The 15,464-nt window shown below is 44.4% G+C and carries 14 protein-coding genes; 10 read left to right on the plus strand and 4 right to left on the minus strand.

The window, feature by feature from the left end; all coding sequences use genetic code 11:
• From infC to VEJY3_RS06360, 7 genes are all read left to right on the plus strand, one after another.
• Positions 1 to 489 (plus strand): translation initiation factor IF-3, encoded by a 489-nt coding sequence (gene infC / locus VEJY3_RS06330; protein WP_308507400.1) that lies wholly within the window; start codon positions 1 to 3, stop codon positions 487 to 489.
• A 121-nt stretch (positions 490 to 610) separates the two neighbouring features.
• Complete coding sequence (gene rpmI / locus VEJY3_RS06335; RefSeq protein WP_005377932.1) at positions 611 to 805, plus strand: 50S ribosomal protein L35; 195 nt, start codon at positions 611 to 613, stop codon at positions 803 to 805.
• A 40-nt stretch (positions 806 to 845) separates the two neighbouring features.
• Complete coding sequence (rplT, locus tag VEJY3_RS06340; protein WP_004727974.1) at positions 846 to 1,199, plus strand: 50S ribosomal protein L20; 354 nt, start codon at positions 846 to 848, stop codon at positions 1,197 to 1,199.
• Between the two features lie 640 nt (positions 1,200 to 1,839).
• Complete coding sequence (locus VEJY3_RS06345) at positions 1,840 to 2,649, plus strand: helix-turn-helix domain-containing protein (protein WP_014231613.1); 810 nt, start codon at positions 1,840 to 1,842, stop codon at positions 2,647 to 2,649.
• A gap of 378 nt (positions 2,650 to 3,027) precedes the next feature.
• On the plus strand, positions 3,028 to 4,011 hold the full coding sequence (pheS, locus tag VEJY3_RS06350) for a phenylalanine--tRNA ligase subunit alpha (RefSeq protein ID WP_014231614.1): 984 nt from the start codon (positions 3,028 to 3,030) through the stop codon (positions 4,009 to 4,011).
• Positions 4,012 to 4,029: 18 nt separating this feature from the next.
• Positions 4,030 to 6,432 (plus strand): phenylalanine--tRNA ligase subunit beta, encoded by a 2,403-nt coding sequence (pheT, locus tag VEJY3_RS06355; RefSeq protein WP_014231615.1) that lies wholly within the window; start codon positions 4,030 to 4,032, stop codon positions 6,430 to 6,432.
• 277 nt (positions 6,433 to 6,709) lie between these two features.
• The gene (locus VEJY3_RS06360; RefSeq protein WP_014231616.1) at positions 6,710 to 8,341 is read left to right on the plus strand and encodes a glycoside hydrolase family 32 protein; all 1,632 of its coding nucleotides are present in this window, start codon (positions 6,710 to 6,712) and stop codon (positions 8,339 to 8,341) included.
• A 62-nt stretch (positions 8,342 to 8,403) separates the two neighbouring features.
• Here the strand turns inward: VEJY3_RS06360 and VEJY3_RS06365 are convergent, their stop codons facing one another.
• The gene (locus VEJY3_RS06365) at positions 8,404 to 9,321 is read right to left on the minus strand and encodes an aminoimidazole riboside kinase (RefSeq protein ID WP_014231617.1); all 918 of its coding nucleotides are present in this window, start codon (positions 9,319 to 9,321) and stop codon (positions 8,404 to 8,406) included.
• Between the two features lie 244 nt (positions 9,322 to 9,565).
• On the opposite strand from VEJY3_RS06365, the gene VEJY3_RS06375 reads away from it, so the two are divergent.
• On the plus strand, positions 9,566 to 10,561 hold the full coding sequence (locus tag VEJY3_RS06375) for a LacI family DNA-binding transcriptional regulator (RefSeq protein WP_014231619.1): 996 nt from the start codon (positions 9,566 to 9,568) through the stop codon (positions 10,559 to 10,561).
• A gap of 17 nt (positions 10,562 to 10,578) precedes the next feature.
• Here VEJY3_RS06375 and VEJY3_RS06380 read toward each other — a convergent pair whose 3' ends face one another.
• Positions 10,579 to 11,457, minus strand: a complete 879-nt coding sequence (locus VEJY3_RS06380; RefSeq protein ID WP_014231620.1) for an AEC family transporter — start codon at positions 11,455 to 11,457, stop codon at positions 10,579 to 10,581.
• Between the two features lie 542 nt (positions 11,458 to 11,999).
• On the opposite strand from VEJY3_RS06380, the gene ihfA reads away from it, so the two are divergent.
• Entirely contained in the window at positions 12,000 to 12,296 is a 297-nt protein-coding gene (ihfA, locus tag VEJY3_RS06385; RefSeq protein ID WP_005462650.1) for an integration host factor subunit alpha, read from the plus strand.
• A 117-nt stretch (positions 12,297 to 12,413) separates the two neighbouring features.
• On the opposite strand, the gene VEJY3_RS06390 is transcribed toward ihfA, so the two are convergent.
• On the minus strand, positions 12,414 to 13,190 hold the full coding sequence (locus VEJY3_RS06390) for a phosphoribosylglycinamide formyltransferase (protein WP_014231621.1): 777 nt from the start codon (positions 13,188 to 13,190) through the stop codon (positions 12,414 to 12,416).
• Between the two features lie 315 nt (positions 13,191 to 13,505).
• On the opposite strand from VEJY3_RS06390, the gene VEJY3_RS06395 reads away from it, so the two are divergent.
• Positions 13,506 to 14,156: a thiopurine S-methyltransferase gene (locus tag VEJY3_RS06395; RefSeq protein ID WP_014231622.1), complete on the plus strand. Its 651-nt coding sequence runs from the start codon at positions 13,506 to 13,508 to the stop codon at positions 14,154 to 14,156.
• 93 nt (positions 14,157 to 14,249) lie between these two features.
• On the opposite strand, the gene purT is transcribed toward VEJY3_RS06395, so the two are convergent.
• Positions 14,250 to 15,425 carry a formate-dependent phosphoribosylglycinamide formyltransferase gene (purT, locus tag VEJY3_RS06400; RefSeq protein ID WP_014231623.1) on the minus strand — a complete coding sequence of 392 codons (1,176 nt, stop codon included), beginning with the start codon at positions 15,423 to 15,425 and terminating at the stop codon, positions 14,250 to 14,252.
• Positions 15,426 to 15,464 lie beyond the last annotated feature (39 nt).

The following is a 15,464-nucleotide window of genomic DNA, read 5'->3' on the forward strand; positions in this document are numbered from 1 at the left end:
ATTCGTGGCGTTCGTGAAGTTCGACTAACAGGCGCTGACGGTGAATCAGTTGGTGTTGTATCGATCCAAGAAGCGATTGCTGCTGCTGAAGAAGCAGGTATGGATCTTGTTGAGATTAGTCCTAACGCTGAGCCGCCAGTTTGTCGTGTGATGGACTACGGTAAATTCCTCTTTGAAAAGAGCAAGGCTGCGAAAGAGCAGAAGAAGAAGCAAAAGCAGATTCAGATCAAGGAAGTAAAATTCCGACCTGGAACTGATATTGGAGACTACCAGGTAAAACTACGCAACCTGGTGCGTTTCCTAGAAGAAGGCAACAAGGTGAAGGTAACAATTCGCTTCCGTGGCCGTGAGATGGCACACCAAGACATCGGTGTCGACGTTCTAAACCGCTTGAAAGAAGACACTGCAGAACTAGCTGTAGTTGAATCTTTCCCTAGCCGTATTGAAGGTCGTCAGATGATCATGGTGCTAGCCCCTAAAAAGAAGTAATTAACGGCTCATAAAGTAATTAAAACCTAGCCGATTCCCTTTGAATAGAAGGTTAGCGGTTGGGTTTTGTTCGCCCTAATTACATTGTTTATTAAACTACTACAATGCGGAGTTATTCATCATGCCTAAGATGAAAACCAACAAAGGTGCTGCTAAGCGTTTCAAGAAAACTGCTGGTGGTATTAAGTACAAGCACGCTACAAAACGTCACATCCTGACTAAGCGTACTACTAAGAACAAGCGTCAACTACGTCCAAATGCAATCCTTCCTAAATGTGAAGTGGCTGCAGTAATCCGTATGTTGCCATACGCTTAATTCTTTATAGTTATCAATCGTTTAGTTTAGGAGAAGCATAATGCCTCGCGTAAAACGTGGTGTACAAGCTCGTGCACGTCATAAGAAAGTTCTAAAACAAGCTAAAGGTTACTACGGTGCGCGTTCACGTGTTTACCGCGTAGCTTTCCAAGCAGTTACTAAAGCTGGTCAATACGCTTACCGTGACCGTCGCGCTAAGAAACGTCAATTCCGTCAACTTTGGATTGCACGTATCAATGCGGCATCTCGTCAAAATGGTCTATCTTACAGCCGTTTCATCAACGGTCTTAAGAAAGCATCTATCGAGATCGACCGTAAGATCCTTGCGGACATCGCAGTATTCGACAAAGCTGCATTTGCAGTTCTAGTTGAAAAAGCGAAAGCTGCTCTTTAATTAGCAGTTTAGGTTTAAGAAAAGGAGAGCATTAGCTCTCCTTTTTTATTGCCTCTAAAAGCCAATCCCTCATATTTCTCTCAATTCCCTTATCTCTAATGCTCTTATCTTCTCTCCAGCTGTCATACCATACTTGTCTGTGAGCAGGTGAAAGCCATTACTCGGTCCAACTGCTAAATTCTGCGCTTGTCATAGTAGGTTAATCCAAGTCGATGATGATTTTACCAAAGTCCACGGTTTCAATGTCGTAAAGGGGAGGGGCCGCTGGCAATTTCCCCTAGATTGATAAATTGTATTTTACTGCACGTAGTGTGAATTATTATTCATTTGCTGTTTTGGGTGGGTAAAGTGTAACATTCTGAAATGGCATAATTTCTATGGTGTAACATTCTGAAGTTTATGAACGGAATGTTGTAAGTGTCTAAATAAATGCTGAATTTATTTGTTTTTATTATCAATAAGATTTGATGGGAATAATGAAATCAACAGCATTTTTCAATGTGCCATTTGTCATGCGAATGTAAGGGGCGGTATATTAATTCATATTTTTATGATAAAAATATGAACTATTCACTAGCTGAGTGATTCTAAGTTGTTACAAATGTTGTGCAGCTGTAACTTTGCCAAAAAGGAATCGTAGATGAGAGATTTGACTCCCGAGTATTTGCTAGCCGCTTTAAGACAAGCGATTAAGACAAAAGGGCTAACATATCGAGAGCTATCTGAAAAAATGGGCATGCCGTTGTCCACTTTTAAAAGACATTTAACCAGTACCAACCTAGCTCTAGATAAATTACTCGAATACTGCAGAGCCATTGATTGCACGTTAGATGAACTGCAAAAGCTAGCAGACCAGCTTCAAGGTGAAGACGAAGACTACTTCAGCCGCACTCAAGATGAAGTGTTTTTCCAATACCCACACCTTTACGACTTTTATCGTGAGTTAAGGATGCTACGTGGTAAAGACGGTTACTCTATTTTGAAGAAAAAATATGAGCTGTCTAAACAGAGCATGTCTGATTATCTCAAGGCTCTTGAGTTGTTGGATCTCGTCTATGTTGATGAAGAGAACAATATTACCCTGCATGGTCCGCTTTTTTACAGCTATGCTGAGAACTCGAAGCTTAACGATAAATACACAGAAATCATTAAAAAGCAGGCCATTGCCGCTGAGAACTGTGTTCGTGTTGCTTTGGCAAGGATGAAGATCACTGAAGAGCAGCTTTTACAGCTTGAAGATATTGTCGCCAAGACAGTGCTTGATTTCCATTCAAAGAATGTTGTCGCAGAGAACTATGATGTTTCGGATTTCACCAACGTCGTCGTATTGGCTGGCCCGCATCAGCCAGTGACCTTCTCTGATGGCATTACTGAGACAAACACGCACTTTATTGACGACATTCGCTATGCGATTGCATCCGCGGGTGAAAAGCCGAGCTTATCTATCTAACTATTCTTCGCTTGTTGGTATCTCTACTATTTCTTAAACCATGGGATGTCTGAAATAGACATTGGTTTGAAATAGTAGCGGTATCTTGCTGCAGCTTCGAAATACTCTCGCCGTGAATGTTTACGGTTTCCCTTTGATTAGTTGTTCTTTGTGAAAATCACGCGTTGTTCGAGTTTCATTTTCCGTAATCAACTCAGATGAATTCGGCTCAATTTAATAACAACACTGCTTTTTTTGCGTTTTTGTGTTCTTTTTATTCAATAACCTCTTCTTTTCGTAATTCAATTTGGCATTGGTGTCTGGTTTGGCTACTATGTACAGCTATCAAAAAACCAATCACTCCCTTATGGATACTACCAACAGGTAGATGAGGAAACGATGCAACATCTAGAAGAGATCATTGCTAGCGCAAGCACTGCAATTGAAGCTGCCGAATCGCTAGTCGCACTTGATGAAGTGCGTGTTCAGTATCTAGGTAAGAAAGGTGAGCTAACTGCTCAGCTTCAAAGCCTAGGCAAACTACCACCAGAAGAGCGCCGTGAAGCTGGTCAAGAGATCAACAAAGCGAAAGGTGCCGTTCAGCAAGCAATCGCTGCTCGTAAAGACGCGCTACAACGCGCCGAGCTTGAAGCAAAACTAGCTGCTGAAACCATCGACGTAACCCTGCCAGGTCGTCGTATTGAAAATGGTGGTCTACACCCAGTAACTCGCACTGTAGAACGTATTGAGAAGTTCTTTGGCGAACTTGGTTTTAACACTGAGTCTGGTCCAGAGATCGAAGATGCATTCCACAACTTCGATGCGCTAAACATTGCCGCTGATCACCCAGCGCGTACTGATCACGATACTTTCTTCTTCAACCCAGATTTGATGCTTCGTACTCACACGTCAGGCGTACAGATCCGTACGATGGAAAATGGTAAACCACCATTCCGTTTCATCGCTCCGGGCCGTGTATACCGTAACGACTACGACCAAACGCATACGCCAATGTTCCACCAAGTGGAAGGTATGCTGGTTGATGAGAACGTAAACTTTGCTCAGCTGAAAGGCATTCTGCACGATTTCCTATGTAACTTCTTCGAAGAGGAAGTAGAAGTACGTTTCCGTCCATCTTATTTCCCATTCACTGAGCCTTCAGCAGAAGTAGACGTGAAAGGTAAAAACGGCAAATGGCTAGAAGTTCTAGGCTGCGGTATGGTTCACCCGAACGTACTACGTAGCGTAGGCATCGATCCTGAAAAATACTCTGGTTTCGCATTCGGTATGGGTGTTGAGCGTCTGACGATGCTTCGTTACGGCGTGAACGACCTGCGTGCGTTCTTCGAGAACGATCTTCGTTTCCTAAAACAGTTCAAGTAATCCAGAGGGTTCATTAACATGAAATTCAGCGAATCATGGCTTCGTGAGTGGGTAAACCCTGCGGTTACTACTGACGAGCTAACTCACCAAATTACAATGGCCGGCCTTGAGGTAGACGACGTTCTTCCTGTAGCGGGTTCATTCACTGGCGTTAAAGTTGGTCACGTTGTTGAATGTGGTCAACACCCAGATGCAGACAAACTACGCGTAACTAAAATCGATGTGGGCGAAGAAGAACTTCTGGACATCGTTTGTGGTGCACCTAACTGTCGTCAAGGCCTAAAAGTTGCAGTTGCAACAGTAGGCGCAGTGCTTCCTGGTGATTTCAAAATCAAGAAAGCAAAATTACGTGGTCAGCCATCTCACGGCATGCTTTGTTCATTTACTGAACTAGGTATCGACGTAGAATCAGACGGCATCATGGAACTGGCAGAAGACGCAGCGATCGGTACTGATTTCCGCGAATTCCTAGGTCTAAACGACGTAACGGTAGACGTAGACTTAACAGCAAACCGCGCTGACTGTTTCAGCATCCGTGGTATGGCTCGTGAAGTAGGCGTACTTAACCGCGCTGACGTAACTGAACCTGCAGTAGAAGCCGTTGCTGCATCTATTGAAGATACAGTATCAATCGACGTAAAAGCGCCAGCAGCGTGTCCACGTTACATGGGCCGTGTAGTTAAGAACGTAAACGTTCAAGCTGAAACTCCACTTTGGATGCAAGAAAAACTGCGTCGTTGTGGTATCCGCTCTATCGACCCTGTAGTAGACATCACGAACTACGTACTGCTTGAGCAAGGCCAACCAATGCACGCGTTCGACCTAGCGAAGATCGAAGGTGGCATCGTTGTTCGTCTGGCTGAGCAAGGCGAGAAGCTAACACTTCTTGACGGTAGCGAAGCAGAACTAAACGCAGATACTTTAGTTGTCGCTGACCACAACAAAGCACTTGCTATTGCTGGTATCTTTGGTGGCGAAGGTTCTGGTGTAACATCAGAAACTAAAGACGTCCTACTTGAGTGTGCATTCTTTGCACCTGACCACATCCGTGGTCGCGCACGTAGCTACGGTCTGCATACTGATTCTTCAATGCGTTACGAACGTGGTGTGGATTACGCACTTCAAGCAAGCGCAATGGAGCGTGCAACAGCACTTCTTGTTGAAATCTGTGGCGGTGAAGTGGCTCCTGTTGTTGCGGTTGAGTCTGAAGCAGACCTGCCTAAGCCAAACAAAGTAGCACTACGTCGCGCGAAACTAGACAACCTACTAGGTCACCACATCGAAGATGCTGACGTTGTAGAAATCCTAGAGCGTCTTGGTCTAACGGTTGAAGCTTCTGTTCTTGAAAACGGTGAAGCAGGTTGGGTTGCTATTGCTCCAACATGGCGTTTCGATATCGCAATCGAGCAGGATCTGATTGAAGAAGTTGGCCGTATCTACGGTTACGACAACATTCCAAACCAGCACCCAGCGGCAGCGCTTAAGATGCACAACCACGTTGAAGCGGATCTTCCACTTAAACGCGTTCGTGATCTTCTTGTTGACCGTGGTTACCACGAAGCAATTACTTACAGCTTCGTTGAGCCTGAGCAACAAAAACTGGTCGTTCCGGGTGTTGAGCCGCTAGTGCTTCCAAACCCAATTTCAGCAGATATGTCAGCAATGCGTCTTGGTCTTATCCAAGGTCTGTTGAACACGGTTGTTCACAACCAGAAACGTCAACAGCCACGCGTTCGTCTATTCGAATACGGTCTGCGTTTCATCCCATGTGAATCTGCTGAAAACGGTATGCGTCAAGAGCCTATGCTAGCAGGTGTTATCGCTGGTACTCGTAGCGAAGAGCACTGGGACATCGAAACTAACACAGTTGATTTCTTTGATCTTAAAGGTGATCTAGAAGCGATTCTTGAGCTATCTGCTAACGAAAAAGCGTACTCTTTCGCAGCAGCTAAGCATCCTGCACTTCACCCTGGTCAATCTGCTGCAATCATCGTAGATGGCAAAGAAGTTGGTGTAATCGGTACGGTTCACCCAGAGCTTGAGCGTAAGTTTGGTCTAAACGGCCGCACTATCGTATTCGAAATCGAATGGTCTGCAATTAACGCTAAAGTGATTCCAGAAGCAGTCGCGCTTTCTAAGTTCCCTTCAAACCGTCGTGATATCGCGGTAGTAGTGGATGACGCAATTGCTTCAGGTGACATTGTTAATGCTTGCCTAGAGCAGGGTGGCGAATTCCTGAAAGATGCGAAACTATTCGACGTTTACGTAGGTAAAGGCGTTGAAGAAGGTAAGAAGAGCCTTGCAATCGCTCTGACTCTACAATCAGTAGAGCGCACGCTTGAAGATGCAGACATCGCGGGTGCGGTAGAAGCTATCGTTGCTCACGTATCTGAGAAGTTTGGTGCAACTCTACGTGACTAAGCGTATCGCAACTCTTCTCTAATTAGAGTGTTTAAAAACCCTGCCAACTCGGCAGGGTTTTTTTATACTTTCAGTCAGTAAATCAAAATAAACGAGCATGACAAATAAGGAACGTTCCCAACTAAAAGTGAAGATAATGGCGTTTAATGGACTTTATCGGGTCTAAAAACAAGACCTACCTCAACTATGGCTACTTAAAATATGTGGAAAACTAGGAAATTAATGGATGCTATGTTAATTTTGCAAACGTTCCCAATTTAACTGTTTAGGTAAACTGATGTCTTTAGCACCATACTTTGCTGTTTGTGGCGGTATTGAAAATATCACCCGTACTCTGCTTACAGAAAAAGACCTTATGATAGAAGTCCGGGATAAGCATTTAGTTCAGGATTCTGAACTGATAAAAGCCCGAGATCAGATTCAGGGAGAGACTCAGTTAACATTCTCCCGTCCAGAGAGCTTGACCACAGAGATGTTGCTCAAAGTGGGGGAAGATATTGCGGCCCAGCAATCTAAACGTTTTTCTGTTTTACAGCAGCCTGTTGAGTGCGAATATCGCCCATCATGGCATATCTCTCCACCGCAGGGGTTACTCAACGATCCCAACGGGTTTATTTATCATGATGGTGCTTATCACCTGTTCTACCAATGGTTTCCTTATGGCTGTGAACACAAGGACAAACATTGGGTGCACCTAACGAGCCAAGACTTGGTGGAGTGGGAATGGCAATCCGTCGCTTTGACGCCTTCACTTTGGTGTGACAGCCACGGTGTGTTTTCTGGACACGCATTAAGTCAGGGGAAAGAGTTGATGCTGTTCTACACCGGAAATACCCGTATAGGGCAAGAGCGGGACAGACAAACGACCCAATGTTTAGCGACCTCTAGCGATGGTTTGAACTTCACCAAGCATGGCCCCGTCATTGACGCTCTGCCACTTAATGTCACCCCACATATTCGAGATCCAAAAGTCGTTCGTCATAACGATAAGTGGCTAATGTTGCTCGGTGCACAGACAACAGAGCTGAAAGGGCGTCTGGCTATTTACCAGTCTGAAGATTTGTATCAATGGGCGTTCGTTGGTTTATTTGGTGAAGAGATGGGTGATTTTGGCTACATGTGGGAATGCCCGGATTTGTTTACGTTGAATGAACAATTGTTTGTCGTTATTGGCCCACAGGGTATTCCTTCATTCTCTGAACACAACACCATTCCTCATCATAATGGAATTGTGAAAGCGCAATGGGTTGATGGTGATGGCTTGAGAATGGGTGACTTTCAGCATTTAGACTACGGTTTTGATTTTTACGCACCGCAAAGTATGCAAACTCCAGATGGCAGACGTGTAATGTGTGGCTGGATGGGGTTGCCCGACGAAGTGGATCAGCCAAGCACCGATAACGGTTGGGTACACCAGCTTACTGCGATGAGAGAGCTGTCGTATCGGGATGGTGCGTTATACCAGTGGCCTATTCTTGAAATGGAATCCTTGATTGAGTCTTCTTCTGAGATCAAATTGGATGCGAATGGCGTGGATATTGGGACTAAGTCCTTTGATCTGACGGTTACGTTAGATTGGGGCGACGAACTAAATCTATTTGAAAACACCGCGCAGAAATTCGTATTACGAGCGGATGAAGACAACCGACGTCTGATAATGGATCGTTCACAAACACTTAATCGTGCCCAAGATACGATTCGTGAGCTGCCACTGGCGAGTGAGCGTATTGAACTTCGTATTCTTTCCGATAATTCTTCGCTTGAAGTGTTCGTAAACGGTGGTGCAGCGGTAATGACGTCCCGTGTATTCACGGATAAAGATGCGACGAAAATTTCGATTCAAGGCGAAGAGAAAACAGCGACATTCCGCCGTTATAAACCGATGAAAGCGCCTTTTAGTCAAAGCTAGAAATGGTTGCAAAAAATCCCCGCACTTGCGGGGATTTTTTTATTGGCAGATTGTTCTTTAATCTAGATGTAATCGATGAGGGCATCCTGAGTTGGTAATGCTGTCATTGCGCCTTTTCGAGTTGTGGCTAACGCGCCGCAACCATTCGCCCATGTCACCGCGGCGTGAATAACCTCTTTATTCTCCCATTCAGTATGCTGAGCTAATTTCGCCAGCAAACCACCGACAAACGCATCGCCAGCACCCGTCGTATCGACTGGTTTTACTGCTTGTCCAGCAATCAGCTTTTGCTCTCCTTCAAAGACGGTCAGTGCGCCTTTCGCACCTTGAGTGATTAAGATGAGAGTATTATTGTAAACTTTGACCGCCTCTAAGCCTTCTTCTAAAGAGCTGGTATCGGTTAAGAAAAGTAGCTCATCGTCTGAAAACTTGACGACATCTGCCAGTTCTATGGCTTGGTGAACCACAGGTTTCAGTTGCTCTGGGTTCGCCCACACCTCCTCTCGAAGGTTAGGATCAAAGCTAACAAAGCCACCGGCTTGTTTAACGTCTCGCATTGCTTTTAGAGTACTGCTGCGGCTTGGCTCGTTTGCCAGAGCGATGGAACACACATGCAGCCAGTCTCCCTTCGTGAAAGAAGGAATATCTGTAGGAAGTAAGAACTGATCAGCACTTGGTTTGACCATAAAGGTAAAGCTACGCTCACCAGAATCATCCAGATCTACAATGACGGTAGACGTTCGTTGTGCCTCGTCAAGCAGCATAAAATCGGTATTGACGGATTCGTTGGTCAGCGTTTCCTTCATAAATCGACCTAAAGGATCAAGCCCCACACGGCCAAAAAATGCAGCCTTGCCGCCCAATCGTGCGATAGCAACTGCGACATTAGCAGGTGCACCGCCAGGACATTTCAAATATGTGTCGTTGGCATCCGGAATCAAATCAACCACGGCATCACCAGTCACCCAAATCGTACTCATCATTCTTACCTTAAACTTCTTAATTTCACTGAGAGTATTTTTAGCTAAAACGATTTAGCTAATCAATGGAAATTGACCTATCAGAAGCAAAAATGATCCTGATTGTGATCTACGCCGCGAGTCGACAATGCAGCCTTAGTCCCAAGATACTAAAAGTGATGGTTTTCGACGTTTTCATCGGTATGATGACCGCCGATGTGTCAAATCCAAATAGCCAGAGCGAAACTCATCTCGGAAGGGTAAGGTGAAGAAGAAAAAACTAAAGTTAGCAGATATCGCTGAGCTCGCTGGAGTTTCAAAGTCCACCGTTAGCTTTGTCCTCAATGGTCATGCGAAGAAACATCGTATTAATGAAGAGACCGTAAAGCGTGTTCAAGCTGTGGTAGATGAACACAATTACGCTCCGAGCTTATACGCTCGCGCTTTAAAGGCAAACCGTACCTACACGCTGGGTCTTGTTATTCCTGATTTGGCCAATATGGGCTTTGCTACGACAGCGAAGTTTTTGGAGAAGCTGGCGCGTAGCCATGGTTATCAGCTTTTAATCGCCTCTTCTGAAGACAACCCGAAACAAGAAAAAGCGGCAGTTAAAAGCCTGCTAGAAAGGCAAGTCGATTTGCTAATGGTGGCAACGGCTATGACTGAAGATACCTTTTATCGCAAAGTCACCGAGCAAACACCCGTGTTGGTGTTCGACCGTATTTTCGACGCCACGCCGTTAACGACGATAAAAACGGATGCTTATAACGCGACTAAGCAACTGGTAGAGAAGCTGTGTCAGCAAGCGGAAGAATGTGCTTATTTAGGCGGACAGTTAGAGCTCTCTCCGAGTAAAGATCGATTCTCTGGTTATCAGGCGGCTGTGTTAGCCGCTGGAGTGGAGTTGGATACGGAGTTAGTGAAACACAAAGATTATCAACCCGACTCCGGTTACGCCATGATTGAGGAAATCCACCAGAATATTGGGCGTTTGCCAACTCGCATATTTGTCGCTTCGTATTCGATTCTCGAAGGTGTTTTGCGTTATATGTCTGAGCATCAGTTATTGAATGCTAATGTGAAAATAGCAACGTTCGATAACTCACCGATTTTAGATTGCTTACCGATCAACATTGATTCAATCGAACAAGATTGCGAGCTCATCGCTAAAACGTTATTTGAGCAAGCAACGGCATCTATAGGTTCACCCGATCGTAAAGCCGAGCATCTGATTCTTCCTGCGAAACTGCACTATCGTTGAGCTAACTAATCTCAACGCTAAGAGAGCGACAACGTATAAGAGAGAAGAAGGGGCAGGGTCAAGACACTGAAAAAGTTGCCAAACAACACCATCGACGCCACTTTCATCGGTTCTATATTGAGTCTCTCTGCAAATAAATAGTTCATAACCGCAGGTGGTAACATGGTGAAAAGTACCATCATCTGCAATTGCATTGTGGGTAACGGAATAAACCAATAGATAAGCGCAAAGGCAACCGCTCCTGTGGTCAGCGATTGTACCGTACATATCACGCCAACTCGCAGACCATCCAATCGTAAGTTGCACATTTGTGCCCCGAGAGAGAGCAACATTACCGGTACTGCGGCCTGACCTAATAATGCCGTCGCTTCATAAAGCGGTGCCCAAGCGCCAATTCCTGACAAGTTCAGGCCCAGCGCAAGTGAAGCCGATAAAAAGATTGGCATTTTTATGATCTGTTTCAGCGGGTTGCCACTGCTGAGAAGCATCACCCCTAAACTAATGTGCAGACAGGCCGATACAACAAACAGTAAGACGGCAGAAGAAAGCGCCACGTCTCCGAACGTATAAGTAAATAGTGGGATAGCCAAGTTGCCACTATTGCGAAACATGTGGGGTGGTGCCCAGGCTTTGAAAGTTAATCCGGTCGCTTTACAGATCGGTATCATGACCAATCCGGGGACGAGAACCGCAACAATCGCAGCAAAAAGAAGAGGGCCTTGTTCCGCATCGAGCGGCATGCTGACCAGAGACGAAAACACCAGCGCAGGCGTAAAGACATCAATATTGATTCGATTGATTGGGCGAAAATCTGGCTTGATATGCCGACCGACTAAATAGCCGACGCCGACAAGAGCTAAGACGGGAAAAAGAATATTGATGACTTGATTAATCATGACCGCACTTTAATTAAAGGTAAAAGATGTGATTGTTTCGTTAAGTAATGAATCTAGGTTCACACTAACAACCTTTGATTAGTGAGTCATCGTAAAACAGTGAGAATCTTGGCGTTTATCAAGCTTTATAAAAGTAAAACTGCTGGTAAGTGGTCATACTTCTTATCAGGTGTTTATGTACCTAGTTACTTACAAATCAATGAAATACCGACAGGTTCTATGTCAGGTGTTTGTAAAATAGCCTATACCTGATAAATTTATTAAATGGTTTTTTATTTCAAATTTTACCAAATTATTGGTTTAATTGACTGGTTGAGTTTTGTATTTAAGAACTCTCTAAATAAAAAATGTTAAAATGTTGGTATTTAACAATAATTTATACAGCCATATTCCATTTATTCGCAAAGAAAAAAGTTGGCGAAAATCATAAGCTTGTCATACACTTCCTGATGTAACCCCGATATGTTCTTGAATTGGTAGGGTAAAACTGCTCTGGCGCTACACTAAGTAGCATTGTTTAACATAGCTTTGAGGAAAGTTTTATGGCGCTCACAAAAGCCGAACTGGCAGAAAACCTGTTTGATAAATTGGGATTTAGTAAGCGGGACGCCAAGGAAACGGTGGAAGTGTTCTTTGAAGAAATTCGCAAGGCACTAGAAAGTGGCGAACAGGTAAAACTGTCAGGTTTTGGTAATTTTGATCTTCGTGACAAGAATGAACGGCCTGGTCGTAACCCGAAAACTGGTGAAGATATTCCAATTACTGCTCGACGTGTAGTGACTTTCCGCCCGGGTCAGAAATTAAAAGCTCGCGTAGAAAATCTTAAGAAAGAACAGTAAGCTAACCAAATAGATCACGCTTAGTCGTGGTCTTTTGTCGTGCATGCATTTTCGTTTCGGCATGCAAAAGAAAACCACCGCATTGCGGTGGTTTGTTGTTTTCAGAGAAGCAATTTTTTATGCCGCTTCTAAGTGAGTTGTTAAGTATGGTTGCCACGCGTGCTGGTACAAGTTCTTAGCTTGGCTTCGCATGCTTCGAATCGCTGCCGTTTCAAATTCAGTCAGCTGGCGTTTTTCTGCCATTGCCTGACGTTCAAGCTTTTGAATTTTTTCATAAAGGTCATGCTCAGGACCATTCTTCACATCCGCAATGGCTTTCAAATGGAGCTGAACTTCTGCAATGAGGTTTGTTTTCGGTAAACGAACCAGTAAGTTTAAATCTCGGTAACCCGAAGGTCCCGGCTTTTTGAATCTGTTTTTCACTTTAACGATAGTTGTTTCGCGCTCTAGTGTTTCATAGATAGAGACCAAACTTGCCACATCTTCCGCAACTATCGTCGCACGTGCTAGATCGGTAATGCGTTCAACCTGACCATCCAGTTCGTAAGCAATTTTTTCCTCTGCACGTTGTTTGGATTTTACGCCAGCGAAGTAAGGTTGGGCGTCGTTGAGAAGGGCGGTACTTTTACAGATGGTTTCCAGTTCGAACTGAGCTTGGTGAGCTTTGGAGTAAAGAATATCAAAATCAGCGTATGGCTGAGTTGGATTTGAGTCGATAGTTTGAATGCCATATAAGCCACTTAGGCTATGTTTGAAGAGTTTTGAACAAACCTCGTTTTGACTTGCAGAACGATTCTGTTCACTCGTTGTTGGCGCAATAGGCATTGCGGCAATTGCAGGTGCACGGCTTAGTACCAAAAGCATCAATGCTGCTGTACGTAAAAATAAGCTCATTCACTCTCCTTAACTTGCTTGCACTTAGAAAATGGGGACAAAGAAGTCGCTAAGATTTGCAAATCAGGTTGTTATTAATAAATGGGGATCTTTTGAAACATTCCAAGGTTAACTATCATGTTTACAGTGGAATTATGCGTTAGATCACTATTTATATTTTCATTATTCTGTTAATTAAACGTCAGTATCATTTCGTATATCGTGATTGCATCGTAGCATTTGAGGATTAACGAAAGATGAACGGCATAGACAAATTCGAAAAAATCATTAGTCTTACTCCACAAAACGTAATTCAGCCGATAAGTAGAAAGTAAAATGAGAGACCCAGAATTTTGGCACAATAAGTGGGCCAGCAATAAAATCGGATTCCATTTGGAAGATGTAAATCCATTACTGCCTCAGCATTGGCACCACACCAACCCTAAGCGTGAAGACACTGTGTTGGTTCCGCTTTGCGGTAAGTCTGAAGATCTTGTGTGGTTGGCGACCAAACATGATGAAGTGAATGGCGTTGAATTAAGCCAAATTGCAGTGCGAGCTTTCTTTGCAGAGCACTTTTATACTCCAACTGTTACGCCATTAAGTGGTATGCATGAGTTGTATCAGTTTGATGAGCTTTCTATTTATACCGGAGATTTTTTCACGGCACCGGTTTCTCAAGTCGATATCATTTACGACCGAGCGGCTTTGGTTGCGCTGCCACAGGAGATGAGACAAGAGTACGCCGAACGTTTGAAAGAGTTACTTAAACAGGGTGGCCGTATTCTGCTTGTGACACTCAATTACCCTCAGCAAGAAATGGCGGGACCTCCATTTAGCGTACCAGTAAACGAAATCGAACAGTTATTCTCGGGTTACAAAGTGACTTGTCTCAACGTGGACGAAGCGGATGAGAATCACCCGAAAATTGCTAAGCAAGGCTTAAGTCGTTTTTCTGAAGAAGTGTATTTGATTGAAGCTCAGTGATTTCGAACAGCGTAAGTGACTGACTACGTGTACGAAAAGACTAAAAAAGCGCAGCTATTAAATAGCTGCGCTTTTTTGTTGATAAAAGATGGCTTAGTAAACGATGTTTACCTTCGATGCATTTGCTACCGCATCTTGAACGGACTCTTCTGTACTATTTCGACGAGTAAGAACAACACCTAAGCGGCGGCGACCGTCGATTTCTGGTTTGCCAAATAGGCGAACTTGAGTCTGTGGTTGTGCCAGTGCTTCAGACACATTGTCAAAACGAATGTTTGTTGACGTACCTTGACCAAGAATCACCGCTGATGCAGAAGGACCATATTGAACGATCTGGTTGATCGGCATACCAGTAAACGCGCGCACGTGCAGTGCAAACTCAGACATTTCTTGAGAAATCAGCGTAACCATACCTGTGTCATGTGGACGAGGAGAAACTTCGTTGAAGATGACTTTATCGCCCTTCACAAACAACTCAACACCAAAAATTCCGTAGCCGCCAAGTGCATTCACTACTTTTTCCGCAGTGTATTCCGCTGCTTTGATGGCTTCTTCTGACATCGCTTGAGGCTGCCAAGATTCGCGGTAGTCACCATCTTCTTGACGGTGACCGATTGGGGCGCAGAAGTGTACGCCGTCAACCGCACGTACGGTTAGTAGGGTGATCTCGTAATCAAAGTCAATGAAGCCTTCAACAATGACACGGCCAGCTCCAGTGCGGCCACCTTCTTGAGCGTAGTTCCATGCTTTTTCAATATCAGCTTCTGATTTAATGACACTCTGGCCTTTACCAGATGAGCTCATCACTGGCTTAACTACACAAGGGATACCAACAAATTCAACTGCGGCTTTGAAATCGTTGTAGTTGTCTGCAAATCGGTAAGGGGAGGTAGTAAGCTCAAGCTCTTCAGCAGCTAAACGACGAATACCTTCACGGTTCATTGTAAGCTTAGTCGCCTTTGCCGTTGGAACGACATTCAGACCTTTTTCTTCTAACTCAACCAGTTTATCGGTCGCGATAGCTTCAATTTCAGGAACAACATAAGCAGGTTGCTCTTTATTGATGATTTCTTCTAACGCTTGACCATCCAACATATCAAGCACGTAGCTGCGGTGAGCGACTTGCATCGCCGGTGCATCCGCATAACGGTCACACGCGATGACTTCCAGACCTAGTCGTTGGCATTCAATCGCGACTTCTTTACCAAGCTCGCCAGAGCCTAAAAGTAATACACGAGTAGCGTTTGCGCTGGTTGCAGTACCGAACATATCGTTCCCTTACAAAATAAAGTGATGAGACAGAATTTG

Source organism: Vibrio sp. EJY3 (assembly GCF_000241385.1).
GTDB lineage: Bacteria > Pseudomonadota > Gammaproteobacteria > Enterobacterales > Vibrionaceae > Vibrio > Vibrio natriegens.

Bases quoted from the DNA above. Each gene is read 5' to 3' on its own strand.
- rpmI (WP_005377932.1), top strand. From the start codon at position 611: ATGCCTAAGATGAAAACCAACAAAGGTGCTGCTAAGCGTTTCAAGAAA.
- rplT (WP_004727974.1), top strand. From the start codon at position 846: ATGCCTCGCGTAAAACGTGGTGTACAAGCTCGTGCACGTCATAAGAAA.
- VEJY3_RS06345 (WP_014231613.1), top strand. From the start codon at position 1,840: ATGAGAGATTTGACTCCCGAGTATTTGCTAGCCGCTTTAAGACAAGCG.
- pheS (WP_014231614.1), top strand. From the start codon at position 3,028: ATGCAACATCTAGAAGAGATCATTGCTAGCGCAAGCACTGCAATTGAA.
- pheT (WP_014231615.1), top strand. From the start codon at position 4,030: ATGAAATTCAGCGAATCATGGCTTCGTGAGTGGGTAAACCCTGCGGTT.
- VEJY3_RS06360 (WP_014231616.1), top strand. From the start codon at position 6,710: ATGTCTTTAGCACCATACTTTGCTGTTTGTGGCGGTATTGAAAATATC.
- VEJY3_RS06365 (WP_014231617.1), bottom strand. From the start codon at position 9,321: ATGAGTACGATTTGGGTGACTGGTGATGCCGTGGTTGATTTGATTCCG.
- VEJY3_RS06380 (WP_014231620.1), bottom strand. From the start codon at position 11,457: ATGATTAATCAAGTCATCAATATTCTTTTTCCCGTCTTAGCTCTTGTC.
- ihfA (WP_005462650.1), top strand. From the start codon at position 12,000: ATGGCGCTCACAAAAGCCGAACTGGCAGAAAACCTGTTTGATAAATTG.
- VEJY3_RS06390 (WP_014231621.1), bottom strand. From the start codon at position 13,190: ATGAGCTTATTTTTACGTACAGCAGCATTGATGCTTTTGGTACTAAGC.
- VEJY3_RS06395 (WP_014231622.1), top strand. From the start codon at position 13,506: ATGAGAGACCCAGAATTTTGGCACAATAAGTGGGCCAGCAATAAAATC.
- purT (WP_014231623.1), bottom strand. From the start codon at position 15,425: ATGTTCGGTACTGCAACCAGCGCAAACGCTACTCGTGTATTACTTTTA.